The 26,710-nt window shown below is 71.2% G+C and carries 28 protein-coding genes; 4 read left to right on the forward strand and 24 right to left on the reverse strand.

The genetic code is table 11. The features are described 5' to 3' along the window. Positions 1-90: 90 nt before the first annotated feature. From AC1DWJ_RS02080 to fabG, 3 genes are all read right to left on the reverse strand, one after another. Entirely contained in the window at positions 91-2,310 is a 2,220-nt protein-coding gene (locus AC1DWJ_RS02080; protein WP_477619880.1) for a tetratricopeptide repeat protein, read from the reverse strand. Positions 2,311-2,386: 76 nt separating this feature from the next. Beyond that, positions 2,387-3,145 carry an enoyl-ACP reductase FabI gene (fabI, locus tag AC1DWJ_RS02085; protein WP_477619881.1) on the reverse strand — a complete coding sequence of 253 codons (759 nt, stop codon included), beginning with the start codon at positions 3,143-3,145 and terminating at the stop codon, positions 2,387-2,389. 70 nt (positions 3,146-3,215) lie between these two features. Further along, positions 3,216-3,926 carry a beta-ketoacyl-ACP reductase gene (fabG, locus tag AC1DWJ_RS02090; protein ID WP_457255345.1) on the reverse strand — a complete coding sequence of 237 codons (711 nt, stop codon included), beginning with the start codon at positions 3,924-3,926 and terminating at the stop codon, positions 3,216-3,218. 122 nt (positions 3,927-4,048) lie between these two features. Here fabG and AC1DWJ_RS02095 point away from each other — a divergent pair, with 122 nt between their 5' ends. Both AC1DWJ_RS02095 and AC1DWJ_RS02100 read left to right on the forward strand, forming a co-directional pair. Then, positions 4,049-4,372, forward strand: coding sequence for a DUF3099 domain-containing protein (locus AC1DWJ_RS02095; protein WP_477619882.1), 324 nt, complete (start codon positions 4,049-4,051; stop codon positions 4,370-4,372). Further along, positions 4,372-4,581 carry a hypothetical protein gene (locus tag AC1DWJ_RS02100; RefSeq protein WP_457255347.1) on the forward strand — a complete coding sequence of 70 codons (210 nt, stop codon included), beginning with the start codon at positions 4,372-4,374 and terminating at the stop codon, positions 4,579-4,581. The genes AC1DWJ_RS02095 and AC1DWJ_RS02100 overlap by 1 nt, the downstream gene beginning before the upstream one ends. A 30-nt stretch (positions 4,582-4,611) precedes the next feature. Here the strand turns inward: AC1DWJ_RS02100 and moaA are convergent, their stop codons facing one another. Next, positions 4,612-5,658: a GTP 3',8-cyclase MoaA gene (gene moaA, locus AC1DWJ_RS02105; RefSeq protein ID WP_457255348.1), complete on the reverse strand. Its 1,047-nt coding sequence runs from the start codon at positions 5,656-5,658 to the stop codon at positions 4,612-4,614. Positions 5,659-5,690: 32 nt separating this feature from the next. On the opposite strand from moaA, the gene AC1DWJ_RS02110 reads away from it, so the two are divergent. Then, on the forward strand, positions 5,691-6,488 hold the full coding sequence (locus tag AC1DWJ_RS02110; RefSeq protein ID WP_477619884.1) for an SURF1 family cytochrome oxidase biogenesis protein: 798 nt from the start codon (positions 5,691-5,693) through the stop codon (positions 6,486-6,488). Positions 6,489-6,501: 13 nt separating this feature from the next. Here AC1DWJ_RS02110 and AC1DWJ_RS02115 read toward each other — a convergent pair whose 3' ends face one another. The 10 genes from AC1DWJ_RS02115 to AC1DWJ_RS02160 form a co-directional block, all read right to left on the reverse strand. Beyond that, on the reverse strand, positions 6,502-8,370 hold the full coding sequence (locus AC1DWJ_RS02115; RefSeq protein WP_477619979.1) for an ABC transporter ATP-binding protein: 1,869 nt from the start codon (positions 8,368-8,370) through the stop codon (positions 6,502-6,504). A 150-nt stretch (positions 8,371-8,520) separates the two neighbouring features. Then, entirely contained in the window at positions 8,521-9,309 is a 789-nt protein-coding gene (locus AC1DWJ_RS02120; protein WP_477619885.1) for an enoyl-CoA hydratase/isomerase family protein, read from the reverse strand. Beyond that, on the reverse strand, positions 9,306-10,010 hold the full coding sequence (locus tag AC1DWJ_RS02125) for a sirohydrochlorin chelatase (protein ID WP_457255351.1): 705 nt from the start codon (positions 10,008-10,010) through the stop codon (positions 9,306-9,308). Before AC1DWJ_RS02125 ends, AC1DWJ_RS02120 begins: the two co-directional genes overlap by 4 nt. After that, positions 10,007-11,299, reverse strand: a complete 1,293-nt coding sequence (gene cobA, locus AC1DWJ_RS02130; protein ID WP_477619886.1) for a uroporphyrinogen-III C-methyltransferase — start codon at positions 11,297-11,299, stop codon at positions 10,007-10,009. The genes AC1DWJ_RS02125 and cobA overlap by 4 nt, the downstream gene beginning before the upstream one ends. Beyond that, positions 11,299-12,657, reverse strand: coding sequence for a sulfate adenylyltransferase subunit 1 (locus AC1DWJ_RS02135; RefSeq protein WP_457255353.1), 1,359 nt, complete (start codon positions 12,655-12,657; stop codon positions 11,299-11,301). Before AC1DWJ_RS02135 ends, cobA begins: the two co-directional genes overlap by 1 nt. Further along, the gene (gene cysD / locus AC1DWJ_RS02140; protein WP_457255354.1) at positions 12,657-13,583 is read right to left on the reverse strand and encodes a sulfate adenylyltransferase subunit CysD; all 927 of its coding nucleotides are present in this window, start codon (positions 13,581-13,583) and stop codon (positions 12,657-12,659) included. The genes AC1DWJ_RS02135 and cysD overlap by 1 nt, the downstream gene beginning before the upstream one ends. Then, positions 13,580-14,332, reverse strand: a complete 753-nt coding sequence (locus AC1DWJ_RS02145; RefSeq protein WP_477619887.1) for a phosphoadenylyl-sulfate reductase — start codon at positions 14,330-14,332, stop codon at positions 13,580-13,582. Before AC1DWJ_RS02145 ends, cysD begins: the two co-directional genes overlap by 4 nt. After that, the gene (locus AC1DWJ_RS02150) at positions 14,329-14,535 is read right to left on the reverse strand and encodes a hypothetical protein (RefSeq protein ID WP_457255356.1); all 207 of its coding nucleotides are present in this window, start codon (positions 14,533-14,535) and stop codon (positions 14,329-14,331) included. The genes AC1DWJ_RS02145 and AC1DWJ_RS02150 overlap by 4 nt, the downstream gene beginning before the upstream one ends. After that, positions 14,532-16,208: a nitrite/sulfite reductase gene (locus AC1DWJ_RS02155; protein WP_477619888.1), complete on the reverse strand. Its 1,677-nt coding sequence runs from the start codon at positions 16,206-16,208 to the stop codon at positions 14,532-14,534. The genes AC1DWJ_RS02150 and AC1DWJ_RS02155 overlap by 4 nt, the downstream gene beginning before the upstream one ends. Positions 16,209-16,330: 122 nt before the next feature. After that, positions 16,331-17,932, reverse strand: a complete 1,602-nt coding sequence (locus AC1DWJ_RS02160; RefSeq protein ID WP_457255358.1) for an ABC-F family ATP-binding cassette domain-containing protein — start codon at positions 17,930-17,932, stop codon at positions 16,331-16,333. A gap of 153 nt (positions 17,933-18,085) precedes the next feature. Here AC1DWJ_RS02160 and ypfJ point away from each other — a divergent pair, with 153 nt between their 5' ends. Next, positions 18,086-19,012: a KPN_02809 family neutral zinc metallopeptidase gene (gene ypfJ, locus AC1DWJ_RS02165; protein WP_477619889.1), complete on the forward strand. Its 927-nt coding sequence runs from the start codon at positions 18,086-18,088 to the stop codon at positions 19,010-19,012. Between the two features lie 51 nt (positions 19,013-19,063). On the opposite strand, the gene AC1DWJ_RS02170 is transcribed toward ypfJ, so the two are convergent. Genes AC1DWJ_RS02170 through AC1DWJ_RS02215 form a run of 10 tightly spaced genes read right to left on the reverse strand, consistent with a single transcriptional unit; the run spans position 19,064 to position 26,670 of the window. Continuing rightward, a complete protein-coding gene (locus AC1DWJ_RS02170; RefSeq protein ID WP_477619890.1) occupies positions 19,064-19,429 on the reverse strand; it encodes a hypothetical protein in 366 nt (121 codons plus the stop codon). Between the two features lie 19 nt (positions 19,430-19,448). Continuing rightward, the gene (locus AC1DWJ_RS02175) at positions 19,449-19,964 is read right to left on the reverse strand and encodes an acVLRF1 family peptidyl-tRNA hydrolase (RefSeq protein WP_477619891.1); all 516 of its coding nucleotides are present in this window, start codon (positions 19,962-19,964) and stop codon (positions 19,449-19,451) included. Positions 19,965-19,993: 29 nt separating this feature from the next. Continuing rightward, positions 19,994-20,323 carry a metal-sulfur cluster assembly factor gene (locus AC1DWJ_RS02180; protein WP_345504884.1) on the reverse strand — a complete coding sequence of 110 codons (330 nt, stop codon included), beginning with the start codon at positions 20,321-20,323 and terminating at the stop codon, positions 19,994-19,996. After that, positions 20,320-20,793 carry a Fe-S cluster assembly sulfur transfer protein SufU gene (gene sufU, locus AC1DWJ_RS02185; protein WP_457255362.1) on the reverse strand — a complete coding sequence of 158 codons (474 nt, stop codon included), beginning with the start codon at positions 20,791-20,793 and terminating at the stop codon, positions 20,320-20,322. Before sufU ends, AC1DWJ_RS02180 begins: the two co-directional genes overlap by 4 nt. Next, complete coding sequence (locus tag AC1DWJ_RS02190; RefSeq protein ID WP_477619892.1) at positions 20,793-22,091, reverse strand: SufS family cysteine desulfurase; 1,299 nt, start codon at positions 22,089-22,091, stop codon at positions 20,793-20,795. Before AC1DWJ_RS02190 ends, sufU begins: the two co-directional genes overlap by 1 nt. Positions 22,092-22,120: 29 nt before the next feature. Beyond that, positions 22,121-22,879, reverse strand: coding sequence for a Fe-S cluster assembly ATPase SufC (gene sufC, locus AC1DWJ_RS02195; protein ID WP_457255364.1), 759 nt, complete (start codon positions 22,877-22,879; stop codon positions 22,121-22,123). A gap of 32 nt (positions 22,880-22,911) precedes the next feature. Beyond that, positions 22,912-23,268: a non-heme iron oxygenase ferredoxin subunit gene (locus tag AC1DWJ_RS02200; protein ID WP_457255365.1), complete on the reverse strand. Its 357-nt coding sequence runs from the start codon at positions 23,266-23,268 to the stop codon at positions 22,912-22,914. Beyond that, positions 23,265-24,464 carry a Fe-S cluster assembly protein SufD gene (gene sufD, locus AC1DWJ_RS02205; RefSeq protein ID WP_477619893.1) on the reverse strand — a complete coding sequence of 400 codons (1,200 nt, stop codon included), beginning with the start codon at positions 24,462-24,464 and terminating at the stop codon, positions 23,265-23,267. The genes AC1DWJ_RS02200 and sufD overlap by 4 nt, the downstream gene beginning before the upstream one ends. Then, positions 24,461-25,882 carry a Fe-S cluster assembly protein SufB gene (sufB, locus tag AC1DWJ_RS02210; RefSeq protein WP_344133388.1) on the reverse strand — a complete coding sequence of 474 codons (1,422 nt, stop codon included), beginning with the start codon at positions 25,880-25,882 and terminating at the stop codon, positions 24,461-24,463. The genes sufD and sufB overlap by 4 nt, the downstream gene beginning before the upstream one ends. Next, positions 25,879-26,670, reverse strand: coding sequence for a helix-turn-helix transcriptional regulator (locus AC1DWJ_RS02215; RefSeq protein ID WP_477619894.1), 792 nt, complete (start codon positions 26,668-26,670; stop codon positions 25,879-25,881). Before AC1DWJ_RS02215 ends, sufB begins: the two co-directional genes overlap by 4 nt. Positions 26,671-26,710: the final 40 nt, after the last annotated feature.

Here is a 26,710-nt window from a genome sequence, read left to right on the forward strand (position 1 = left end):
CCCCCAGTAGTTCGGAAGATGCACCGCGTCAGGACCCGGTGCATCTTCCGAACGACGGCCTTGGACCCGGCACATCAGCCGAGGTGGGGCTCAGCGGTCGCGCAGCTCCGCGGCATACCCCGACAGGGCACGCTGGTAGGCGAGGGCGTCCTCGTCACCGGCGTGGTGCAGGAGCACCTCGATGAGGTCGGCGACCGACGACTCGGCGTGCCCGCTGTCGACTCCGGCAAGGGCACGGAAGGCCTCGACGGCGACGCTGCCTGGGCGCTCGGCGCTGAGCTCGGTCAGGAGCGAGTAGGCGAGCTCGGGCTGTCCCGCGACCCGCAGGCTCGACGCCAGCTGGATCCTGGCGCGGTGCCGCTGCGGCTCGCGCAGACCGGCTGCGAGGCAGGCGCGGTAGAGCGGGATGGCGTCCTGCTCCTTGCCCGCGGCGTCGAGCGCACTCGCGTGCTCGAAGACCAGCCGCGGGTCAGCCGGGCGCTGGCTGCGCAGCCGGGCTGCGGCGTCGATCCGCTCCTGGTCGTCGGCCAGCTCCCACAGCTCGGCGATGTGGGCCTCGAACTCGTGCTCACCGCGCGCGGCCACCACCTTGCGGCGGATGTCGTCCGGGGTGTCGGCCCTGGCGCCCTGCTCGGCCAGCCACGACGCCACCTGGGAACGCTCGGCGTGGCACATGAGCGCCACGACGTCGCCGTCGGCTGCGCCCGGCACGAGCGCCTGCAGACCGCCCAGCTCGGTCTCGTAGGAGTCGATGTCGGACACCCCGGCGCGGGCGAGACCCGCGCGCAGGTGCGACTCCAGCTCCTCCATCGTGCGCCCGCGAAGGTAGTGCGCCTTGTGGGCGGCGACGACCCGGTCGGCCCGCAGGCCGGCTACCTCGCCGATCGACTCCAGCAGGTCGTCGGTGCGGTCGCCGGCCAGCCCGAGACCCAGGTGCACCTGCCCGCCGGGCACCTTGAGGCCGTGCGCGACGTCCATGAGCGCCTCGAGCCCGGCCTCGTTGTGCGCGAGGTCGACGATGACCGTGATGGCCGCGCCGTCCTCGCGCCGCAGGGTGTAGGTGTTCATCCGGCCCGGGTTCAGCTTGTCGTCGGGGACGAAGGTGCGCAGCCCGTCGACGACGGCCGCCCGCGGAAGCCCCAGCCCCAGGGCGGCTGCTGCACCAGCGAGGGCGTTGGCGATGTTGTGGTGCGACAGCCCCGACAGGGTGGCAGGGACGTCGAGGATGCTGATCAGGCGGTCGGGGTCCTGTCCGTTCTGGAGGACCGTGATCGACCCGTCGAGCACGGTGATCGCCCGACCGCCCAGGTCGAGTGACTCACGGATCGCCGGGGCGTCGGCGCGCAGGGTGAAGACCCACGGCTTGCCCTTGATGCCGTTGCGCATGGCCCAGACCCGCGGGTCCTCGCCGTTGAGCACGACCCAGCCACCGGGCCTGGTGGCCTTGGTGATGATGGCCTTGACCTCGGCCAGCTGGTCGACGGTGTCGATCCCCTGCAGGCCCAGGTGGTCGGCCGAGACGTTGGTGACGACGCTGACGTCGTTGGAGGTGACGCCCATTCCCTTGAGCAGCATGCCGCCCCGGGCGGTCTCGAGGATGCCCAGCTCGACGCCGGGGGCAGTCAGCACGCCACGCGCCCCAGCCGGCCCGGAGTAGTCCCCCGCCTCGATGACCTCGCCCTGGACGACGACCCCGTCGGTCGAGGACCAGGCAGTCCGCAGCCCGGCGGTCATGCCGATGTGGCCGAGCAGGCGGGTGGTCGTGGTCTTGCCGTTGGTGCCCGTGATCGACGCGACGGGGATCTGCGGCTTGAGGATCGACGGACGGTCACCGGGTTCGGTGCGCCCGACCACCAGCCCCTCCTGCTCGATCACGTCGCCACCCTCGAGCCAGGCCCGGAGGACCGGGCCGACACCCTGCCCGAGCGCGCGCGCCCGGGTGCGTCGGCGCCATACGAAGGCCATCACGACCGCCTCGGGGGCACTGCCCGGACGGACCCGCACACCCAGTCGCGTGGTGCCGCTCGCGGCGGCCAGCCGGCGCACGGCCCGCTCGACCAGGCGCATGACGAAGCGCTGGCGCTGCTCGGTGCCGGGGGCCCCCGGGCGCGCGCTGCGCATGCCCACGCGGGTGGCCAGGTCGGTGAGGGTCCGCTCGTCCGCCGCGAGGTAACCCGGCAGCTCGAGGCTCACCTTGATCGCCGGCTTGGCGAAGTAGAGGTTCGGGCCTTCGAGGACCCGGACCTCCGTCACCGCAACGGCGGGCTGGGTGAGGGATTCGGGCTGGGCGACGGCGGGGGAAGACGTCATGCGGCGAGCCTAGTAGCGGCGGAGCGCGGTAGGAGTGGCAGTGCGGCGGAGCGCGGTAGTAGTGGCAGTGCGGCGGTCACTGCCCCATCGCGTGGACGCCGCCGTCGACGTGGACGATCTCGCCCGTGGTCGCCGGGAACCAGTCGGAGAGCAGCACAGCGCATGCCTGGGCAGCCGGGACGGCGTTGTTGACGTCCCACCCGAGGGGCGCCCGCTCGTTCCAGGTCTCCTCGAAGGTCTGGAAGCCGGGGATCGACTTCGCGGCCGTGGTGCGGATCGGTCCGGCGGCCACGAGGTTGCAGCGCACGCCCTTCGGTCCGAGGTCACGGGCGAGGTAGCGGTTGGTGGACTCGAAGGCAGCCTTGGCGACGCCCATCCAGTCGTAGACCGGCCAGGCGAACTTCGCGTCGAAGGTCAGGCCCACGATGCTGCCGCCGTCCTTCATCATCGGCAGCGCCGCGACCCCGAGCGACTTCAGCGAGTAGGCCGAGGCGTGCATCGCCGTCGCGACGTCCTCGAAGGTGCCCTCGAGGAAGTTGAACGCGCCCTGGGGGGCGAAGCCGATGGAGTGCAGGACGCCGTCGAGGTGGTCCACGTGCTCGCCGAGCCGCTCCGAGAGGCTGTCGAGGTCGTTCTGGTTGGTGACGTCGAGCTCGATCACGGGAGGCGTGGTGGGCAGCCGCTTGGCGATCGTCTGGGTGATCTTGAACGTGCGACCGAACGACGTGAGCGCCACCTCCGCCCCCTGCTCCTGCGCGATCTTCGCGACGTGGAAGGCGATCGAGGAGTCCATGAGGACACCGGTGATCAGGAGCTTCTTGCCCTCGAGCAGCATCTGGGTGCCTTTCGCTGTGGGTGTGGGGGCTGGTGCTGTGGGTTGGGTGGGTTGAGTCGTGGGCGCGGGCTCAGTGGCCCATGCCCAGCCCGCCGTCGACGGGGATCACCGCACCGGTGATGTATGCCGCGTCGTCACCGGCGAGGAAGCGCACCGCTGCCGCGACCTCCTCCGGCTGGGCGAACCGTCCCGCGGGGATGGTTGCCTGGTAGGCCTTCTTGCGGTCCTCGGGCAGCTCGGCAGTCATGTCGGTCTCGATGAAGCCCGGCGCCACGACGTTCGCGGTGATGCCGCGGCCGCCGAGCTCACGGGAGATGGACCTGGCCAGCCCCACGAGACCGGACTTGCTGGCGGAGTAGTTGGTCTGGCCGGGCGAGCCGTAGAGGCCGACGACGCTGGAGATGAAGATGATCCGGCCGTGGCGCTGCTTGATCATGCCCTTGACCGCGCGCCGCGCGCAGCGGAAGGCCCCGGCGAGGTTGGTGTCGATGACGACGTCGAAGTCCTCGTCGGACATCCGCATCAGCAGGGTGTCGCGGGTGACCCCGGCGTTGGCCACGAGGACCTCGACCGGGCCGCCGAGGATCTCCTCGGCCTCGGTGAAGGCCTGGTCGACGGACGCCGAGTCGGTCACCTCGCAGCGCACACCGCGCAGGCCCTCCGGTGGCTCACCCGACCGGTGGGTGATGACGACGTTGTCGCCGCCCTCCATCAGGGCCGTGGCGATGCTGAGACCGATGCCGCGGTTGCCGCCGGTGACCAGCACGTTGCGTCCTGCCATGGATGTCCTCCGGGGGTTCTCGACGATGCTCCGGGCCGGGCGCACACGCACGCTGCGCCTTCGCCGCGACCTTATCGACTACCCATGGGTACACCGCATCCGAGGACGCCTATCGTGGACATGTGCCCCGCCCCCACCGCCACCACCACCACGACGAGCCCGTCGTGCAGTCGGTGACGTCGGTGCCGGAGTCACTGGCCGATGAGCAGGCCGGCCGGATCCGCCGCTACCTGGTGACCATGGGCATCCGCACGGTGTGCTTCGTCCTCGCTGCCGTGACCGCCACCAAGGGCGCCCCCTGGTGGCTCTGGGGCAGCTTCGCCGTGGCAGCCATCGTGCTCCCCTACGTCGCCGTGGTGCTGGCCAACGCCGTGCGCCCTCGGCCGCCGGGGTCGTCCGCGCCGGTCACCCCACGGGGCGATGGTCCCGACCAGATCGGTCACTGATGGAGTCCTTGGTCTGCAGCGCGAAGGCGTGCCGCAACACCGCCGCCTGGGCCCACCTGTGGAACAACCCGAAGCTGCACACGCCCGAGCGCCGGAAGGTCTGGCTGGCCTGCGACGACCACCGCACCTCGCTCGGCGAGTTCCTGTCGATCCGTGGTTTCCTCGTCGAGACGGTGGCAGCGGACGCGATCCCCGAGACCGCCGGCTGACCGGGCGGCTGACCCGGCGACAGCGGTCGGTCAGCCGCCGATGGCCGACATCGGCCGGTCGGGCTGGACGAAGTCGGCCGTCCCGATGCCGTGGCCGGGGAGCTTGCGCCACATCTCGCCCTGGATGAGCGCGCCGAGCTCCTCGTCGCTGGCTCCCTCGCGCAGCGGTCCGAGCAGGTCGGTCTCCTTCTGCGAGAACAGGCAGTTGCGCACCTGGCCGTCTGCGGTGAGCCGGGTGCGGTCGCAGGCCGCGCAGAACGGCGCACTGACGCTCGCGATGATGCCGACCGTGACCGGCCCGCCGTTGACGAGGAACCGCTCGGCCGGCGCACTCCCCCGGTCGGCGGCAGGCAGCGGCGTCAGCTCGAAGCGCTCGGTCAGGCGCTCGCGGATCTCGTCGGCGCTGATCATCGTCGAGGCGTCCCAGCCGTGTTGGGCGTCGAGCGGCATCTGCTCGATGAACCGCAGCTCGTAGTCGCGGTCGAGGCACCACTGCAGCAGGTCGGCCACCGAGTGGTCGTTGATCCCCCGCATCGCGACGGCGTTGACCTTCACCGGAGTCAGCCCCGCCGCGGCCGCGGCCTTGAGCCCCAGCTCGACGTCGTGGAGCCGGTCGCGACGGGTGAGGTCGGCGAACTCCTGCGGGTCGATCGTGTCGAGGCTGACGTTGACCCGGTCGAGTCCGGCGTCGGCCAGCGGCTGGGCCAGCCGGTCGAGCCCGATGCCGTTGGTGGTCATGGCGATCCGCGGGCGTGGCTCGAGGGCGGCGACGCGTCGTACGACGTCGACCAGCGACCTGCGCAGCAGGGGCTCGCCACCGGTGAGCCGGATCTGCTGGACACCCAGCCCGACGAAGACCCCGATGACCCTCACGAGCTCGTCGTCGGTGAGCATCTCGGGCTTGGCCAGCCACGGGAGTCCTTCGGCGGGCATGCAGTAGCGGCAGCGCAGGTTGCACCGGTCGGTCACGGAGACGCGCAGGTCGCGCGCCACCCGGCCGAGCTGGTCGGGCAGGCCCACGGTCCCCGCCGGAGCGCGCGAGTCACCGCGCACACTGGGGAAGGGAAGGCCGGTCATGCCCCCTAGCCTAAGCCGGGTACCGTGAAGCAGTGGTCAAGGTGCTCACATCGCGTCGGTGGCTGGGTGCCTTTGGGGTCGCCCTGGCCTTCGCGGTGGCCGCGTACTTCCTCGGCCAGTGGCAGTGGCACCGCTACGAGGCCAAGGCGGCGCGGGCCGACCGGATCCACAGCCACTACGACGCGAAGCCGCAGCCGGTCGCTGACGTGCTCGGGGCAGCCCCCCTGCCGTTGTCCCGCGAGTGGACCCGCATCACCATGCAGGGCCGGTATGCCGCGGACGCCACCCTCCTGGTCCGGAACCGTCCGTTCGACGGCACCTACGGCTACGAGGTGCTCGTGCCTTTCCGGGACACCTCCGGGGGCACCGTGCTCGTGGACCGCGGCTGGGTCCAGAACGCCCAGACCGCCGAGACGCTGCCCGATGTGGTCCCGGCACCGACCGGGGACCTGACCGCGACCGGCTGGCTGCGTCGCTCCGAGCCGTCGCTGGGCAAGTCACTCCCCCGCGGCCAGCTGGCCAGCATCAACCTCGCGGAGGCCAGCAGCCAGGTCGGCAGCCCGCTGCTCGGTGCCTACGTCATCCTCGAGGTCGAGCGTCTCCCGGACGGGACCGCTCCCCCGCGACCGACCGCCCTGGAGGCACCCGACACCGACCTCGGACCGCACCAGGCCTACGCCTTCCAGTGGTGGCTGGGGATGGTGGCCGGGTTCGTCCTGGTCTGGTTCGGGGCGCGACGGGAGTACCGGGAGGGTCTCGAGCAGATCGCTCCCGAGGGCACCCCCAGACCGGTCAGAAAGGTGCGGATCTGGGACGAGGAGGACGCCTGAGCCGCTCGTCGCGTCAGGCCGGGACGTCAGTCGTGCGGCTCTCCTGGTCGGCGAACTGCGTCGTGTAGAGGTCGTTGTACAGGCCGCCGCGCTCGAGCAGCTCGCGATGCGTGCCGCGCTCGACGATCCGCCCCTGGTCGACCACGAGGATCTGGTCGGCGCCACGCACGGTCGAGAGCCGGTGGGCGATCACGATCGCCGTCCGCCCCTCGAGGGCGGTGTCGAGGGCACGCTGCACCGCGGCCTCGGACTCGCTGTCGAGGTGGGCAGTGGCCTCGTCGAGGACGACCAGGCCGGGGCCCTTGAGCAGGAGCCGCGCGAGGGCCAGTCGCTGCTTCTCGCCGCCGGACAGCCGGTGTCCACGGTCTCCGACGACGGTGTCGAGCCCCTCGGGCAGCGAACCCACCAGTGACCAGACCTGTGCGGCCTTGAGTGCGTCGACGAGCTCGTCGTCGGTGGCCTCGGGAGCGGCATAGCGCAGGTTGGCGCGGATGGTGTCGTGGAACAGGTGGGCTTCCTGGGTGACCATGCCGACGGTGCGGGTCACGGACTCCAGCGCGGCCTCGCGCAGGTCGACCCCGTTGAGCCGCACCGAACCCGTCGACGGGTCGTAGAGGCGCGCCAGCAGCGACGTGATGGTCGTCTTGCCGGCTCCGCTCGGGCCGACCAGCGCCACCAGCTGACCCGGCTCGGCGACGAACCCGATGTCCCTGAGCACGACTCCCCCGCCCTTGCGGTCGCCGGTCGCGACGCTCTCGAGGGAGGCCAGCGACACCTCGTCGGCCGAGGGGTAGCGGAACGCGACGCCGGACAGCTCGACCCGCACCGGCGCGGCGGGGATCGGTCGGGCGTCGACGCGCTCGGTGACCAGGGGCTGGAGGTCGAGCACCTCGAAGACCCGCTCGAACGAGACGAGGGCGGTCATCACGTCGACGCGCACGTTGGACAGCGAGGTGAGCGGGCCGTAGAGCCGTGCCAGCAGCGCCGTGAGGGCGAGCAACGTGCCGACGGTGAGCGAACCGCTCACCGCCATCAGGCCGCCGAAGCCGTAGACCATGGCGGTCGCCAGCGACGCGACGAGGGTGAGGGCGACGAAGAAGATGCTGCGGTTGAGCGCGATCCGGACACCCATGTCGCGGACTCCGGCCGCCTGCTCGGCGTACTCGCGGTCCTCGCGGTGGGGCTCGCCGAAGAGCTTGACGAGGAGCGCGCCAGCCACGTTGAACCGCTCGGTCATGCGTGAGCCGAGGTCGGCGTTGAGGCCCATCTGGGCATGGGTCAACCCCGCCAGGCGTCGTCCCATGAGCCGCGCCGGGAGCAGGAAGAAGGGCACCAGCGCCAGCGACGCGAGCGTCAGCTGCCACGACAGGGTCGCCATGGTGACGATGATCAGGACCAGGGAGACGACGTTGCTCACGACGCTGGACAGCACCGAGGTGAACGCCTGCTGCGCCCCGATGACGTCGCTGTTGAGCCGGCTGACCAGCGCGCCGGTCTGGGCGCGCGTGAAGAAGGCGATCGGCTGACGCAGCACGTGGGAGAAGACCTCGGTGCGCAGGGAGTAGATCAGGCCCTCACCGATCCGGCTCGAGAACCAGCGCTCGACGAGCGTGAGGGCCCCGCTCACGACCGCCAGGGCTGCCACGACCAGGGCGAGCTCGATGACGACGCCGCGGTCGCGCGGGGTGATCCCCCTGTCGATCAGCTCCTTGAGCAGCAGCGGGGTGGCCACGACCAGCGCCGAGTCGATGACGACCAGCACGAGGAACAGCCCGATCTCACGACGGAACGGCTGGGCGTAGGACGCCACCCGACGGGCGGTGCCGGGCGCGAGCTTGCGGTCCTTGACCGAGTCGTCGCGCGTCAGCGACCGCATGGCCATCCAGCCAGCGTGGCTCACGGGGCTTCACTCCTGTGCATCGTGCGTCTCCTGCTCACGGCCGTGGAACGCCACCCGGGCGACGGCTCATTCCCCATCATGGGGCCGGGCACCGACATTGCGCCGAGCGCGCAACGGCGAGGTCGGTGCTGGTCAGCGGGCCAGCTGACCGGCGATGCCGTGCAGCAGCCGGCCCTGCGCCTCGCGCTCGAGCCGCAGCTGGGCCTCCCCCTCCGCCCCCACCGCGCCGCGCAGTAGTGGCTTGAGCTCGCGCAGCGCCGCCGCCGGTGCGGCGAGCAGGGCCGCGACGAGGTCGTCCGTGGTCTCCCGAAGCGCGTCCGCAGGCACCGCGACGTTGGCCAGGCCGATGGCGACGGCCTCGGACGCTCCCACGAACCGCCCCGTGGCGCAGATCTCGAGGGCCCGGGCCACCCCGACGAGGGAGACCAGCGGACCGGTGCCGCCCAGGTCGGGCACGAGCCCGAGCGAGGTCTCGCGCATCGCGAACTGGACGTCGTCGGCCACCACGCGCAGGTCAGCGGCGAGGGCGAGCTGGAAGCCGGCGCCGATCGCGTGGCCCTGCACTGCGGCCACGACCACGGCCGGCACCTCGGCCCAGGCGGAGAAGCCGCGCTGGAAGGACTTGATGGTGTCTGCGGCTCCCTCGGCGCTCTCGACGGCCATCGCGATCATGTCGGTCTCACCGGGCACCCCGCCGGGTGCGAGCATCGCCCGGTCGAGGCCGGCCGAGAACGACGGTCCCTCGCCGCGCAGGACGACGACCCGGACGTCGGGGTCGAGACTCGTGGCGAGCTCCGCGAGGGCCAGCCACAGGCTCGGGGTCTGGGCGTTGCGGCGGTCCGGGTGGTCGAGACTGACGGTGAGGACGGCCCCGTCACGCGCGACGGACAGGTGCGGGTGGGGCTGGGCTGCGTCGGTCACACCGGCAGGCTATCCGCCCGCTCGAGGACGAGGTGGGCGGCCGCCGACGTGCGGGCCAGGGCACCGGGCACCATCGACACACCGGCCCGGCCGCACTGCTGGGCCATCCGGTCGCGCAGGACCCCCTCGGCCACCGTGAACGACACGGCCACCGTGCGCTCGACCTCGTCGGGCAGCCGCCGCAGGACCTGGTCGAGGGTCGACCCGCCGTCGAGGGCAGCCACTCCCCACGGACCCCAGCCCGCGCGCGGGTGCTCGGCGATGGTGTGGCCCACGGTGGCGACGGCTTCGCTGTCGCTCGACCCCGCGGCATACAGGACGACGGCGGTGGTGGGGTCGGGGGCGATGCCCTCGGCGGCCAGCAGCTCCTCGACGGCCTCCAGCAGCAGCTCGTGGGGACCGAGCGGGGCGGCAAGCGAGACCGAGGAGCCGGAGGCGGCCGCGAGCTCGTTGACAGCGGCCGGGACGTCGACCTTCGCGTGGTAGGCGGGCGTGACCAGCACCGGGACGACGACCACGTGCTCACCGAGGTCGGCCCCCGCCTCGGTCGCGTTGGGACCGTGGTGGTCGAGGTATGCCGTGTGGACGGTCCGGTGCGGAGCCAGCTCGCGCACGTGGGTGGCCAGGGTCTCGACACCCTGCGCGTGCCGGGGGTCCGGCGAGCCGTGGGCGAGCAGCACGATGTCGGTGTCGGTGGTCACGCCGTGACGTTACTCCCCGCGAGGTCGCCGAGGTGCTCTCGCAGGGCCACAACCTGTCCGACGACGACGACGGCCGGGGCCCGCACGCCGGCCGCCTCGGCATCGGCCGCCGCGGTGGCCAGCGTGGTGGTCGTCGTGCGCTGCTCGGGCGTCCAGCCGCGCTCCACGAGGGCCACCGGCGTGTCGGAGGGGCGCCCGGCGGCGATGAGTGCCGCAGCGGTCTCCGCGAGTCGGGTGACGCCCATCAGGAGGACGAGCGTCGCGTCGGGAGCCGCGTCGGCGGCTGCCGCGAGCACGTGGTCGGCGCCCTCGTGCGCGGACGCGACGACGAAGGACGCCGCCACGCCGCGGTGGGTCACCGGGATGCCTGCTGCCGCAGGGACCGAGACGGCCGACGTCACCCCGGGCACGACCTCGACGGGCACGCCGTGAGCGAGGCAGTGCATGGCCTCCTCGCCACCCCGGCCGAGGACGAACGGGTCGCCGCCCTTGAGCCGCACCACCCGCTTGCCGAGCCGGGCGTGGTGCACCAGCAGCTCGTTGATGCGCTCCTGGGTGACCGGGTGGTTGCCGGGGGTCTTGCCGACGTCGACGACCTCGACCTCGGAGGCGAGCGTCCGGAGCAGCCCGCGCGGGCCCAGCCGGTCGGTGACCACGACGTCCGCAGCGGCCAGCAGGGCTCGTCCGCGCACCGTGATGAGGTCCTCGGCTCCGGGGCCACCGCCCACGAGCGCCACGCGACCCACGCTGCCGGGTGCGCCGTCCGCATTGGCCGACTCCGCGCGTCGGACCCGGCGGACCGGCAGGGTGCCGCTCTCGAGGGCCGCGAGCACCGCGTCGCGGACAGCCGTGGCCCGTCGTGGGTCGGCACCAGCGCTCACGGCAACGGTCAGCCCCTCGCTGGCCGTGCCTGCGGTCCCCCGCGCGACCGCAGGGGTCCACGCAGTCGAGGCAGTGGCGTCGTCGGCGCGGACGCACCAGATGCGTGCGGCCTCGGCCTCACGCGCAACCTGGGCGTCGACCTGCGGCTCTCCGGTGGCCGTGTGGATCAGCCACGCAGCCGTGGGGTCGAGCAGGTCGCCGGCCACGTAGTCGCGCTCCTGCCAGCCGAGCCGGCCAGCGGAGACGAGGGCGGCGAGGTCCTCGCAGACGAAGGGGGCGATGACGTCGACCAGGGCCCCGGCCTCGACCAGGGCCGAGGCCTTCCGGGCTGCGACCGGCCCTCCCCCGACCACGACCACCCTGCGACCGGTGAGGTCGAGGGTCAGGGGGTAGGACGGCGAGCCCATCAGATGCCCTCACCGATGCTGCGGTCCGGGGCGTCCGCCATGCCTGCGGCCAGGGTGGAGCCGTCTGCGTCGTCGATGAGCAGGAAGGCGCCGGTCCGGCGCAGCGTGCGGTAGTCGTCGATCGCGATGTCGTCCGCGAGGCGGATGCGCACGCGGCCGATCGCATTGAGCGCCAAGCCATCCGGGGCAGTCCGCTGCTCCATGGTCGCGATGTCGAGCTGGTCCACGACGTCGTCGACGAGGGCTCGGACGGTGCGCGTGCCGACCCTGAGCAGCACCCGGTCACGCTGGCGCAGCGGACGCTCCGACAGCACTGCGACGGTGCCGGACAGGTTGCGGGTCGTCAGGCTCGGCTCGTCTGCGGCGGCGAGCAGGTCGCCCCGCGACACGTCGAGGTCGTCGGTCAGGCGGAGCACCACCGACTGCGGCGCGAAGGCCACGTCGAGCGACTCCAGCGAACCGTCGGCTCGAGCGCGGTCGATGCCGGCGACGGTGGTGCGGGCACCACCGGGCAGGACCGTGACCTCGTCGCCGGGGCGCACCACCCCGGAGGCCAGCCGACCGGCATACCCGCGGTAGTCACGGTGCTCGGCGCTCTGCGGACGGATGACGTACTGCACCGGCATGCGCAGGGGCTGGGCCGACGGGTCCGTGCCGACGGGCACGGACTCGAGGTGCTCGAGCAGGGTGGGTCCGGTGTACCAGCCGGCCCGGTCGGTGCGGTCCACGACGTTGTCGCCGAAGAGGGCCGAGACGGGCACGGCCACGACGTCCTCGATGCCGAACCGCGTTGCGTGGCGGGCGAACTCGGCCACGATCTCGTCGAACCGCTCCTGCGACCAGTCGACCAGGTCCATCTTGTTGACGGCCACCGCGACGTGACGCACCCCGAGCAGCCCGGTGACCGCCAGGTGGCGGCGGGTCTGCTCGACGACCCCGTGGCGGGCATCGATGAGGATCAGGGCGAGCTCGGCGGTGGAGGCGCCGGTGACCATGTTGCGGGTGTACTGCACGTGTCCGGGCGTGTCGGCCAGCACGTAGGAACGCGTCGCCGTCGAGAAGTAGCGGTAGGCGACGTCGATGGTGATGCCCTGCTCGCGCTCGGCCCGGAGGCCGTCGGTCAGCAGGGCGAGGTCGGCGGCGTCCAGACCCCGCTCCCGGCTGACCCGCTCGACCGCGTCGAGCTGGTCGGCGAGGACCGACTTCGTGTCGTAGAGCAGCCGGCCCACGAGCGTCGACTTGCCGTCGTCGACCGAGCCGGCGGTGGCCAGCCTGAGCAGGTCGTGACGGTGCGCGGGTGCCAGGTCGTCAGCGGTGGCGAGGGTCACGGCAGCATCCGCCTCACGGGTCGCAGTCATCAGAAGTACCCCTGCTTCTTCCGGTCCTCCATGGCAGCCTCGGACATCCGGTCGTCCGCCCGGGTCGCGCCCCGCTCGGTGAGGCGGGACGCCGCGAGCTCGAGGATCACCCCGGCCACGTCGGCCGCGGCGGAGTCGACGGCGCCGGTGCAGCTCATGTCGCCGACGGTGCGGTAGCGGACCGTCCGGCTCTCGACCCGCTCGGAGCCCTGTGGACCGCCCCAGTCACCGGGCGAGAGCCACATGCCGTCACGGGCGAACACCTCGCGCTCGTGGGCGTAGTAGAGGTCGGGCAGGGCGATCCCCTCCCGCTCGATGTAGCGCCAGACGTCGAGCTCGGTCCAGTTGGAGAGCGGGAAGACGCGGACGTGCTCTCCCGGTGCGTGCTTGCCGTTGTAGAGGTCCCAGAGCTCGGGTCGCTGTCGACGCGGGTCCCAGGCCCCGAACGAGTCGCGGAGGCTGAAGACGCGCTCCTTGGCGCGGGCCTTCTCCTCGTCGCGGCGGCCGCCGCCGAAGACGGCGTCGAACTTGCCGGCCTCGATGGCGTCGAGCAGCGGGACGGTCTGCAGCGGGTTGCGGGTGCCGTCAGGTCGCTCGCGCAGCCGGCCGTCGTCGATGTAGTCCTGCACGTGGGCGACGACGAGCCGCACCCCCAGCCGCTCCACCGTCGCATCGCGGTAGTCGAGCACCTCCGGGAAGTTGTGGCCGGTGTCGACGTGCAGGAGCGCGAACGGCAGCGGCCCGGGCGCGAACGCCTTGAGCGCCAGGTGCACCATGACGACCGAGTCCTTGCCTCCCGAGAACAGGATGACCGGTCGCTCGAACTCCCCGGCCACCTCCCGGAAGATGTGGATCGCCTCGGACTCCAGGTGGTCGAGGTGGTCGAGGGTGAAGTGGTCGGGCAACGCCCGCGCGGCAGTCGTCATGTGTGCAGCCCGCATTCGGTCTTGTCCTGACCGGCCCAGCGGCCGGCCCTGGCGTCCTCGCCCTCGGCGACGGGGCGGGTGCAGGGGGCGCAGCCGATCGAGGCGTAGCCCTCCTGGCGCAACGGGTTGAGGAAGACCCCGTGCTCCGCGACGTAGCGGTCGACGTCGTCGTCGGACCAGCCCGCGATCGGGTTGAGCTTGACCATCTCGCGCTTCTCGTCCCAGCCGACGACCCCGATGTCGGTGCGGGTCGGGGCGTCGACGCGGCGCATGCCGGTGACCCAGGCCTGGTGCGTGGACAGCGCGCGGTTGAGCGGCTCCACCTTGCGCATCGCGCAGCACGCGTTCGGGTCGCGGTCGTGCAGCTTGGCGCCGTACTTCTCGTCCTGCTGGGGCACGGTCAGCAGCGGGAGGATGGTGCGGATGTTCAGGGGCAGCATGGCCTCGTAGGCGTCCCGGGTGCCGAGCGTCTCGACGAAGTGGTAGCCGGTGTCGAGAAAGAACACGTCGGCTCCGGGGATGGTCGTCCCGACGAGGTGCACCAGCACCTCGTCGCCCATCGACGACGCCACGGTCAGGTGCTCGCCGAACGTCTCGTGCGCCCAGCGCAGCGCTTCCCGCGCCACCTCCACGCGATGCTCGTATGCCGCGGCGTCGCCCTGCGCCTCCAGCGCGCCGAAGCGCTCCTCGCCTGACTGGGCCAGGGCCCTCAGCTCCTCGACGGAACGGGTGTCGGTGGTCGTGCTCACGCTTCCACTCCTCCCCGGAGCTCGGCTTCCTCGCGGAGGCGACCCGGGATGCGGGTCGTGTCGAGCGTGGCCATCTGCACGGTGAAGACGCGGGCGCAGGCGTTGCAGCGCCACCCGCCCTGGGGCTCCTCGACCGGGCGGAGGTCTTCCTCGGCGCAGAACGGGCAGTAGTAGATGATGCTGGCGCGGGGGCTGTCGCTCATCGCAGGTCGTCCTCCTCGGCGCGGTGGGCCCAGTGCGCGAACGACTCGTCGTCCTCGCGCTGCGCGACGAAGCGGCCGGCGAGGCGCTCGACGTAGTCGGGCAGGTCCTCGGCGCGGACCTTGAGCGCGCGGGTCTTGCGGGCGAGCTGGGGCTCGGTGCCGAGCCCACCCCCGAGGTGCACCTGGAAGATCTCGACGAGGTTGCCGTCGTCGTCGGTCTGCACCATGCCCTTGAGGCCCACGTCGGCGACCTGGGTGCGGGCGCACGAGTTGGGGCAGCCGTTGATGTGGATCGAGAACGGGACGTCCCAGTCGGGCAGGCGCCGCTCCATCTCGGCGATGACGGTGTGGGCCCGCGCCTTCGTCTCGACGAGGGCCAGCTTGCAGAACTCGATGCCGGTGCACGCCATGAGACCGCGCCGCCACTCGCTCGGGGCGGCCGGGAGACCGATCTCGTCCAGGGCCGCCGTCAGGGCTGCGACCTGCTTCTGGGGCACGTCGAGCACGAGCAGCTTCTGGTGGGCGGTGAGCCGCACCCGACCCGAGCCGTGCTTGGCAGCCAGCTCGGCGACGGCAGACAGGGTCGTGCCGCTCACGCGGCCGGCGATCGGGGCGACGCCGACCCAGAAGTTGCCGTCCTGCTGGGGGTGCACGCCCACGTGGTCGCGGCGGTGGGCGCTGGGCGCCGGGGGCGCCGGGCCGTCGAGGAGCACGCGCTTGAGGTACTCGTTCTGGAGGACGTCGCGGAACTTCTCGGCTCCCCAGTCGGCCATCAGGAACTTCAGCCGGGCGCGGTTGCGCAACCGGCGGTAGCCGTAGTCGCGGAAGATCGAGACGACGCCCTTCCAGACGTCGGGGATGTCCTCGAGCGGCACCCAGGCGCCCAGGCGCTGCGCGAACATCGGGTTGGTGGAGAGTCCACCGCCGACCCAGACGTCGAACCCCGGGCCGTGCTCGGGGTGCTCGACCCCGACGAACGAGATGTCGTTGACCTCGTGGGCGACGTCGAGGCTGGGGCTGCCGGAGATCGCAGTCTTGAACTTGCGGGGCAGGTTGGAGAACTCCGGGCTGCCGATGTAGCGGTCGAGGATCTGGCGCACCGCCGGCGTGCCGTCGAGCACCTCGTCGGCCGCGATGCCGGCGACCGGCGAGCCGAGGATGACCCGTGGGGTGTCGCCGCAGGCCTCGGCAGTCGTCAGGCCGACCGCCTCGAGGCGCTGCCAGATCTCCGGCACGTCCTCGACCCGGATCCAGTGCAGCTGGATGTTCTGCCGGTCGGTGACGTCAGCGGTGTCGCGCGCGAACTCGCGGCTGATCTCGGCGACCGTGCGCAGCTGGTCGGCGTCGAGCGCCCCGCCGTCGCTGCGGACGCGCAGCATGAAGAACTCCGCGTCAAGCTCGCTGGGGTCGAGGGTCGCCGTCTTGCCGCCGTCGATGCCGGGCTTGCGCTGCGTGTAGAGACCCCACCACCGCATGCGGCCACGCAGGTCCTCACCCGGGATGCTCGCGAAGCCCTCCTTGGCGTAGACCTCCTCGATGCGGGCCCGCACGTTGAGGCCGTCATCGGCCTGCTTGAACTCCTCGTTGGCGTTCAGTGGCGTGCGATCGCCGTCGGCCCAGGCGCCGGTGGCCTTGCCTGCCTGCCGCTGGGGACGGATCGGGGTCTGCGTCACCCCACCATTCTGCCAGTTTGCTTATGCGATGCATAACCGTCCATTATCCGACCGCAATCCCCACCAAGCCGGTGGGTATGCCGCGGGCGGACGCGCGGGGTGCCGCGCGGCTGGACTCCGGCTCAGGCGAGCGAGATGAGGTCGAGGTAGTCCTGGCCCCAGTGGTCCTCGACGCCGTCGGGCAGCAGCAGGATCCGCTCCGGCTCGAGCGCCTCGACCGCGCCCTCGTCGTGCGTCACGAGGACGACGGCGCCCTTGTAGGTGCGCAGCGCGCCGAGGATCTCCTCGCGCGACGCGGGGTCGAGGTTGTTCGTGGGTTCGTCGAGCAGGAGGACGTTGGCGCTGGAGACGACCAGCATGGCCAGGGAGAGCCGGGTCTTCTCGCCACCGGAGAGCACGCTGGCCGGCTTGTCGACGTCGTCACCGCTGAAGAGGAACGACCCCAGCACCTTGCGCACCTCGGTCTCGCCGAACGAGTCCGGCGCGGCCGTCTTCATGTTGGCGAGCACGGTGCGGGTGATGTCGAGGTTCTCGTGCTCCTGGGCGTAGTAGCCGAGCTTGAGTCCGTGCCCGGGCTCGACCTGGCCGGTGTCGGGCTCGTCGGCCCCCGCGAGCATGCGGAGCAGGGTGGTCTTGCCGGCGCCGTTGAGGCCCAGCACGACGACCCTCGAACCCCGGTCGATCGCCAGGTCGACGTCGGTGAAGACCTCCTGGCTGCCGTAGGAGCGCGAGAGTCCCGAGGCACGCAACGGCGTCTTGCCACAGGGTGCGGGGTCGGGGAACCGCAGCTTGGCGACCTTGTCGCTGGTCCGCTCCCCCTCGACTCCCGCGAGCATCCGCTCGGCGCGCTTGATCATGTTCTGGGCGGCCACCGCCTTGGTCGCCTTGGCCCGCATCTTCTCGGCCTGCTCCATCAGCGCGGCGGCCTTCTTCGTCGCGTTGGCGTACTCGCGCTTGCGGGCCCGCTCGTCGGTCTCGCGCTGCTGGAGGTACGGCTTCCAACCCACGTTGTAGAGGTCGAGCTCCCCGCGGTTGGCATCGAGGTGGAACACCCGGTTGACCACGGCGTCGAGCAGCTCGACGTCGTGGCTGATCACGACCAGCCCGCCCTGGTAGCCCTTGAGGTAGTCGCGCAGCCAGCCGATCGAGTCGGCGTCGAGGTGGTTCGTGGGCTCGTCGAGCAGCAGCGTCGCGGCACCGGAGAACAGGATCCGCGACAGCTCGACGCGACGGCGCTGGCCACCGGACAGCGTCCCCAGGGGCTGCCCCAGCACCCGCTCCTCGAGCGACAGCGCACTGGCGATGGTCGCGGCCTCGGACTCCGCGGCATACCCGCCCTCGGCGGTGAACTCCGCCTCGAGCCGCGAGTAGCGACGCATCGCCTTGTCGCGGGTCTCGTCGTCGGCGCTCGCCATGGCGCCCTCCGCCTCCCGCATCTGCGTGATGATCCGGTCGAGGCCTCGGGCCGACAGGATGCGGTCGCGGGCCAGCACGTGCAGGTCACCGGTGCGGGGGTCCTGGGGCAGGTAGCCGACCTCGCCGGTGGCGGTCACCGAACCCGCGGCGGGCTGACCCTGACCGGCGAGCACCTTGGTGAGCGTGGTCTTGCCGGCGCCGTTGCGGCCCACCAGCCCGACGCGGTCGCCGGCAGCGATCCGGAACGTCGCGCCGTCGAGGAGGAGCCTGGACCCAGCACGCAGCTCGATCCCACTGGCGGCAATCACGACGGAACTCCAGACATCACAGGCGGGGGTGGGGGCGCTCCGACGAGTTGCGGATGCGCCGCTCAGAGGCTGAGATCACTAGTCTAACTTGCACAGTTGCCCGGCCAGGACAACTGCACCGGGGAGCGACGCACCCACGACCGCGGAGGCCAGATGAGCTTCAACGACGACGTCAACATCGGCGGCTCACAAGTCGGGTCCGGCGGCAGCGGCGGCGGCCCCGGTGGCATGGTCGTCGGCGGCGGCATCGGCGGCATCATCCTGCTGATCATCGCGCTCATCTTCGGCATCAACCCCAGCGACCTGCCCACGAACCCCGGTGGCGGCGGGAGCGACCAGGGCCAGGTCCAGCCAGGTGGCACCGAGCAGGACTCCGAGCTGGCCAACTGCAAGACCGGCGCCGACGCCAACAAGAGCGACGCCTGCCGCGTCAAGGCGACCGTCCTGGCCGTCAACACGTTCTGGTCGCAGGAGCTGCCGAAGTACAAGCGCGAGTACACCCCCGCCACGACGATCCTCTACAACGGCTCGACCCAGTCGGCCTGCGGCACGGCGAGCAACCAGGTAGGGCCGTTCTACTGCCCCCTCGACAAGCAGGTCTACATCGACGCGAGCTTCTTCCAGATCCTCAGCGACCAGTTCGGGTCGAGCAGCGGCCCGCTGGCCCAGGAGTACGTCGTGGCGCACGAGTACGGCCACCACGTGCAGGACCTCCTCGGTCTGCTGGACGAGGCACAGAAGGACCCCAAGGGCGAGCAGAGCGGCGGGGTGCGCATCGAGCTGATGGCCGACTGCCTCGCCGGCGTCTGGGCCAACCACGCCACCGAGACCAAGGGCCAGAGCACGAAGGGTGGCGACGTGGCGTTCCTCAAGCCGCTGACCGACCAGGACATCAAGGACGCCCTGTCTGCGGCCTCCTCGGTGGGTGACGACCGGATCCAGGAGAAGACCCAGGGACGGGTCAGCCCCGAGTCGTGGACCCACGGCTCGGCCGCCGCCCGCCAGAAGTGGTTCACCACCGGCTACACGTCAGGCGACCTCAACCAGTGCGACACCCTGAGCCCTGACACGGTCGAGTAGCCGACCCTCCGCCCAGGTCGCAGCCCAGGGCGCAGCCCAGGTCGCGGCGGCTCAGTCGCCCTTGGCGCCAGGGTGCGCCTTGTCGAGCTCCTGCAGCAGGCGGTGCGCCGCCAGCTCGACGTCCTTGTGGCGCCACTCCGCGGCCCGGTAGACACACGCGATCAGCCCGCTGCGGTGGACCTTCGTGAAGTCGCCGTAGGCGAAGGCGTGCCGCGCCTTGGTCTCGTCGTTGGCGCCCTCGGTGAGCCCGAGGAACCAGAGCGGGTACTCGTCCCAGCCGTGCTCCTCGAGGAACCCGTTCTCGGTGTCCGCGTCGGGCTGCACCGCGCCCCACTCGCTGTCGAGCACGACGTTGCCGGCCTTGATCAGGTCGCGGCAGTGCCGGACGGCTGCCCGGTTGACCTTGTACTTCGCCATGCCGCCATCATGCGACAGGTCAGTCCTCGATGGTCACCCGAACGGCCCGGCCGCGGCGCAGGGCGTCCTCCAGGACACCGCGCCTGGGGTCGGGGAGGTCGTAGAGCTCGCGTCGCGGGAGGGCGTCGAGGTGCGCCAGCCGGGGGTCGTCGAGCACCGCGCGCACCAGCGCCTTGTCTCCCCCGACGACCAGACCACGAGGTATGCCGCGCGGCAGGATCCGCAGCGCGTGCTCGGTGACGGCGCGCACCAGCTCGTCGGCCTGGTTGCCGCGTCGCCGGGCGAAGCGTTGCTGGGACCAGCCGCCGGCGGCGGTCCGGGACTGGACGTGGCGCTTGCCGACCTTGGACTCGCTGAACGCGCGCCCCTTGGCCAGCCCCACGGCATACCCACCGCGACGGATGAGGAGGACCCCGACCGGGTCGTGCGGGAAGTCCTCCCGTCCGGTGACCCGCTGGGGCGACTCGGCTCCCGCGTTGTTGGCGGCGAAGCGCTCGAGCCAGCCGTCGATCCGCTCGGGAGCGACCTCGACCACGCGGGGCCGGGGGTCAGGCGGGGAAGGGCTCAGAGGTTGAACCCGAGGGCGCGCAGCTGCTCGCGGCCGTCGTCGGTGATCTTGTCGGGGCCCCACGGCGGCATCCACACCCAGTTGACGCGGTAGGACGCGACCAGGCCCTCGAGCGCCTGCGCGGTCTGGTCCTCGATCACGTCGGTCAGCGGGCAGGCCGCCGAGGTGAGGGTCATGTCGAGGACGGCGTGCCGCTGGGCGTCGACGGTGATGCCGTAGACGAGCCCGAGGTCGACGACGTTGATGCCGAGCTCGGGGTCGACCACGTCGCGCATGGCCTCTTCGACGTCGGCGACGTTGGGGGTGGCAGTGGTGGTGTCACTCATGACTCGTCCTTGCTGGTCGTCGTGCTGGTGGTGTCGATGCCTGCTTGGTGCAACGCGTCGGTGAAGGCCATCCATCCCAGCAGAGCACACTTCACGCGTGCTGGGTACTTGCTGACGCCGGCGAAGGCCACCCCGTCACCGATGAGCTCCTCGTCACCGACGTCCGCGCCCTTGGAGGTGAGCATGGCGCGCATCGCCTCGTGGGTGGTCATCGCCTCGGCCACGGTGTGCCCGATGACCTCCTCGGCCAGCACGCTGGTGGAGGCCATCGAGATCGAGCAGCCGAGTGCGTCATAGGAGATGTCGCGGACCACGGCACCGGCACCGGTGCCCTCGACGTGGACGCGCAGGGTGACCTCGTCGCCGCAGGTGGGGTTGACGTGGTGCACCTCGGCGCCGAACGGCTCGCGCAGCCCGGCGTGGTGCGGTCGCTTGGAGTGCTCGAGGATGAGCTCCTGGTAGAGGTCCATCAGCTGGCCACCCCGAAGATCGCGGGCACCCGGTCGAGCGCGTCGAGCATGGTGTCGACCTCGACCGGCGTGGTGTAGGCGGCGAGGGTGGCCCGCGTCGTGGCGGTGACGCCCATACGGCGGTGCAGCGGCCACGCGCAGTGGTGGCCCACGCGGACCGCGACGCCTTCGTCGTCGAGCACCTGCCCGACGTCGTGGGCGTGCACCCCCTGCACGTCGAAGGCGACGGCCCCGACCCGGTCGACTGCGAGGGCGGGTCCGACGACCCGCACCCACGGGCGCTGCGCCAGGCCGGCCAGCAGGCGCTCGGTGAGGGCGTGCTCGTGGGCGGCGATGCGGTCGAGGCCGAGCTCGTCGAGGTAGTCGATGGCGGCACCGAGACCCACGACCTGAGCCGAGTTGGGCGACCCGGCCTCGAAGCGCTGCGGCGGCGGGGCGTAGGTGGTCGCCTCCATCCGGACCGTCTCGATCATCGAGCCACCGGTGATGAACGGCGGCATGGCGTGCAGCAGCTCGCGACGACCCCACAGCGCGCCGACGCCGGTGGGCCCGAACATCTTGTGGCCGGAGAACGCCGCGAAGTCGACACCGAGGTCGGCCACGTCGAGCCGCAGGTGCGGCGCGGACTGGCAGGCGTCCAGGACGGTGAGCGCCCCGACCGCGCGGGCTGCGGCGGTGAGCTCGCGGACCGGGTTGATGGTGCCGAGCACGTTGGACACGTGGGTGAACGCGAAGACCTTGGTGCGCTCGGTCAGCAGCTCGCCGAGCGCAGGTCCGTGCACGCCCTCGAGGTCGAGCCGGCCCTCGTCGGTGACGCCGATCCAGCGCAGCGTCGCGCCGGTGCGCCGGGCCAGCTCCTGCCACGGCACGAGGTTGGCGTGATGCTCCATCTCGGTGATGAGGATCTCGTCGCCCTCGTGCAGGTCGAGCCGGGGGTCCTTGGCCTGGCCCGCCACGGAGTTCGAGAACGCGTAGGCCACGAGGTTGAGGGACTCGGTGGCGTTCTTGGTGAACACCACCTCCTCGTCCGCTCCCCCGACGAACCGGGCCACCGTGGCGCGCGCACCCTCGTAGGCGTCCGTGGCCTCCTCGCTGAGCTGGTGGGCTCCGCGGTGCACGGCACTGTTGACCTGCTCGCTGAAGGCGCGCTCGGCGTCGAGCGCACCGGCATACCGCTGCGACGTCGCCCCGGAGTCGAGGTAGACGAGCGGCTTCCCGTCTCGCACCGTGCGCGACAGGATCGGGAACCCGGCCCGGATCCGGGCCAGCTCCGCGTCGGTGAAGGTCGTTGCGCTCATGACAGCTGCCGGTGGCTCGTGGTCGGCCCTCAGGCCTGGGTGGCGAGGTAGCGGTCGTAGCCCTCGGCCTCGAGGCGGTCGGCCAGCTCGGGGCCGCCCTCCTCGACGATCTTGCCGTCGACGAAGACGTGCACGAAGTCGGGCTTGATGTAGCGCAGGATGCGCGTGTAGTGCGTGATCAGCAGGACGCCGACGTCGGTGCCCTCCTTGGCGCGGTTGACGCCCTCGGAGACGATGCGCAGGGCGTCGACGTCGAGACCGGAGTCGGTCTCGTCGAGGATCGCGACCTTCGGCCTGAGCAGCTCCATCTGGAGGATCTCGTGGCGCTTCTTCTCGCCACCGGAGAAGCCCTCGTTGACGTTGCGCTCGGCGAACGCGGGGTCCATGCGCAGGGCGTCCATCGAGCCCTTGACGTCCTTGACCCAGGTGCGCAGCTTGGGCGCCTGGCCGTCGATCGCGGTCTTGGCGGTGCGCAGGAAGTTGCTCACCGTCACGCCGGGGACCTCGACGGGGTACTGCATCGCGAGGAACAGGCCCGCGCGGGCGCGCTCGTCGACCTTCATGGCCAGCACGTCCTCGCCGTCGAGGGTCACGGTGCCGCCGGTGACGGTGTACTTCGGGTGCCCGGCGATCGAGTAGGCCAGCGTGGACTTGCCCGAGCCGTTGGGACCCATGATCGCGTGGGTCTCCCCCGACCTCACGGTCAGGTCGACACCGCGCAGGATCTCCTTGGTGCCCTCCTCGACGTCGACGGTCACGGTCAGGCCGCGGATCTCAAGTGTTGCCATGGTGATTCAGTTCCTCATTCTGTTCGAAGACGTCAGGCGTTCATGGGGGTCGTGCCGACGAAGACCTCGTCGTTCTCGACCCGCACCGGGTAAACGTTGATGGGGATGATCGCGGGCGGGCCCGAGGGCTCACCCGTGCGGATGTCGAACCGCGAGCCGTGCAGCCAGCACTCCAGCGTGCAGCCGTCGAGCTCACCCTCGGAGAGGGAGACGTTCGCGTGGCTGCAGGTGTCGTCGACCGCGTGGATGGAACCGGTCTCGGTGCGGATGATCGCGACGATGGTGCCGTTGATGTCGGCCGCGGCCGCACCCTTCTCCGGCAGCTCGTCCACGCGGCAGACCCGCACGAAGTCGGCGTCGTCGGTGACCAGCTCGGGGGCGGCGCTCACGCGACGTCCTCGGTGGCGATGCCGGGCACCGCACCGAGCTCGGCGTCGATGACCTCCATCAGGTGCTCGGAGATCTCGGGCACGCCGATCCGCGCGACGATGCTCGCGAAGAAGCCACGGACGACCAGGCGGCGGGCGACGTCCTCGGGGATGCCCCGGGCCTGCAGGTAGAACAGCTGCTCGTCGTCGAAGCGACCGGTGGCCGAGGCGTGTCCGGCCCCGACGATCTCGCCCGTCTCGATCTCCAGGTTCGGGATCGAGTCGGCGCGACCACCCTCGGTGAGGACGAGGTTGCGGTTGAGCTCGTAGGTGTCGGTGCCTTCGGCGCTGGCGCGGATGAGGACGTCGCCGACCCAGACGGTGTGGGCGGTGTTGCCCTGGAGGGCGCCCTTGTACTCGACGTTCGAGTGGCAGTGCGGCGCCTCGTGGTCGACGAAGAGACGGTGCTCCTGGTGCTGCCCGGCGTCGGCGAAGTAGACGCCGAGGCCTTCGAACGAGCCACCAGGGCCCGAGTAGCGCGCGTTGGTGGAGACGCGGACGATCTCGCCGCCCAGCGTGACGGCGATGTGCCGCAGGCGGGCGTCGCGGCCGATCAGCGCGTCGTTCTGGGTGACGTGGAGCGCGTCGTCGTCCCACTCCTGCACGGTGACGAAGGTGAGGTCCGCGCCGTCGCCGACCCGGATCTCGACGTTGGCGCCGCACTCGGCCGAGCCGCGGTGCGTCAGCACGACGGTGGCCTTGCTGTGCTGCCCTGCGTCGACGACCAGGTGGCCGTTGACGCGCGCCAGGTCAGTGGCAGTGATGGTGATGCGCACCGGCTCGGTGAGCTCGGCCTCGGCCGGGATGCCCACCCGGGTCGCCTGCGCCTCGCCGGCGAAGGCAACCACGGACGCGCGGTCGGCCGGCACGAGCACGCCGGCGGACCGGGGGTCGACCTGCGACACGGTCACGCGAGCGGGCGACTGCACGTCGACCGTGACCTTCCCGGTGTCGGTCGGCGCGACGTGGAACAGCGACGCGAGGCGGTCGACGGGGGTGAACCGCCACTCCTCCTCACGGCCACCGGGGACGGCGAAGTCGTCCACGGCATACGAGGTCTTGCGCTCGGCTCGCGACTGGTCGGGGACGAACGCGACGGCGGAGTCCTCGTGGGACCCCACCGGCGCATCGGGGTTCTTCTGGGCCAGCAGGCTCAACCTACGGCTCCTTCCATCTGAAGCTCGATCAGGCGGTTCAGCTCGAGGGCGTACTCCATCGGCAGCTCGCGCGCGATGGGCTCGACGAACCCGCGCACGATCATGGCCATGGCCTCCTCCTCGGTCATCCCGCGGGACATGAGGTAGAACATCTGGTCCTCGGACACCTTGGAGACGGTCGCCTCGTGACCCATCGTCACGTCGTCCTCGCGGATGTCGACGTAGGGATAGGTGTCGGAGCGGCTGATGGTGTCGACCAGCAGCGCGTCGCAGACCACGCTCGACCGGGAGCCGTGGGCGCCCTCGAGGATCTGCACGAGACCGCGGTAGGACGTCCGGCCACCACCACGGGCCACCGACTTGGAGACGATGGTGCTCGAGGTGTTCGGAGCGGCGTGGACCATCTTGGCGCCGGCGTCCTGGTGCTGGCCCTCGCCCGCGAAGGCGATCGACAGCGTCTCGCCCTTGGCGTGCTCGCCGAGGAGGAAGACGGCCGGGTACTTCATGGTGACCTTGGAGCCGATGTTGCCGTCGATCCACTCCATCGTCGCGCCCTCGGCGGCGGTCGCCCGCTTGGTGACGAGGTTGTAGACGTTGTTGGACCAGTTCTGGATGGTCGTGTAGCGCACGCGGGCGTTCTTCTTCACGATGATCTCGACGACCGCGGAGTGCAGCGAGTCGGACTTGTAGATCGGCGCGGTGCAGCCCTCGACGTAGTGCACGTAGGAGCCCTCGTCGGCGATGATCAGGGTGCGCTCGAACTGGCCCATGTTCTCGGTGTTGATCCGGAAGTAGGCCTGCAGCGGGATGTCGACGTGGACGCCCGGCGGCACGTAGATGAACGAGCCGCCCGACCAGACCGCCGTGTTGAGCGCGGCGAACTTGTTGTCACCGGCCGGGATGACCGACGCGAAGTACTCGCGGAACAGGTCCTCGTGCTCGCGCAGGCCGGTGTCGGTGTCGACGAAGATGACGCCCTTCTCCTCCAGGTCCTCGCGGATCTGGTGGTAGACGACCTCCGACTCGTACTGCGCCGCGACGCCGGAGACGAGGCGCTGCTTCTCGGCCTCCGGGATGCCCAGGCGGTCGTAGGTGTTCTTGATGTCCTCGGGCAGCTCGTCCCAGCTGGTCGCCTGCTTCTCGGTGGACTTCACGAAGTACTTGATGTTCTGGAAGTCGATGCCGGTGAGGTCGCTGCCCCAGTTGGGCATGGGCTTCTTGCCGAACAGCCGCAGTGACTTCAGGCGCAGGTCGAGCATCCACTGGGGCTCGCTCTTGCGACCCGAGATGTCGCGCACGACGTCCTCGTTGAGGCCACGCTTGGCGGTCGCGCCAGCGGTGTCGCTGTCGGCCCAGCCGTATTCGTAGCGGCCCAGGTCCTTCAGACCCGGGTTCAGCTCCTCGATGTGGGTGCTCATCGCGTGGATGCCCCTTCAGTTGCAGTTGGTGTGACAGCGGTTGGTGTGACAGGTGTGGTGGATGGCTTGCTGGTGGGGATGAACGTGGTGCACACGTGGTCGCCGTGCGCGAGCGTCGCCAGCCGCTGGACGTGCACGCCCAGCAGGCGCGAGAACGCATCAGTCTCAGCGTCACAGATCTCGGGAAATTCCCGGGCCGCGTCCTGCACGGGGCAGTGCCCCTGGCAGAGCTGTATGCCGGTGAAGGGGCTCTGGGAGCCCGGCTCGCCGACCGGTCGGGCCGAGGCGGCGAACCCGTCGCGCGTCAGGGCGGCGACGAGGGCGTCGACCCGGGCGGCGCGGTCGGTGCCCGCGGCCGCGAGCTGCGCGGCATACCGGGTCTCGACCTCGGCGACGCGGCTCTCGGCGAAGCGGCGCACGGCCCCGTCGCCGGCTTCCTGCGCCAGGAAGCGCAGCGCCTCCGTGGCGAGGTGGTCGTAGTCGGACTCGAGCGCGTGGTGGCCCGCGTCGCTGAGCACGAAGGACCGGGCGGGACGTCCGCGCCCACGGATGCCGGGGGCCGGCTCGCGCGCGGTGATCAGGCCGGCCTCCTCGAGGTTCTCGAGGTGGCGCCGCACGGCGGGTGCGGTGAGGCCCAGGTCGTCGGCCAGCGTGGCCGCGGTGATCGGGCCCCGTTCGCTGATCGCCTGGAGCACCCGGTCGCGGGTGCGCGACTCGAGCACCAGTGGCGCGTCGTGACCCCGAGCATCCGTCGCGCGGGGCGACACGGAGGCGGCAGGGATATTCACAACACCGATGTTACGTAAATGCTGGTGCCCCTGCCTAGCA

The sequence above is a fragment of the Pedococcus sp. P2_D7 genome (genome assembly GCF_056404295.1).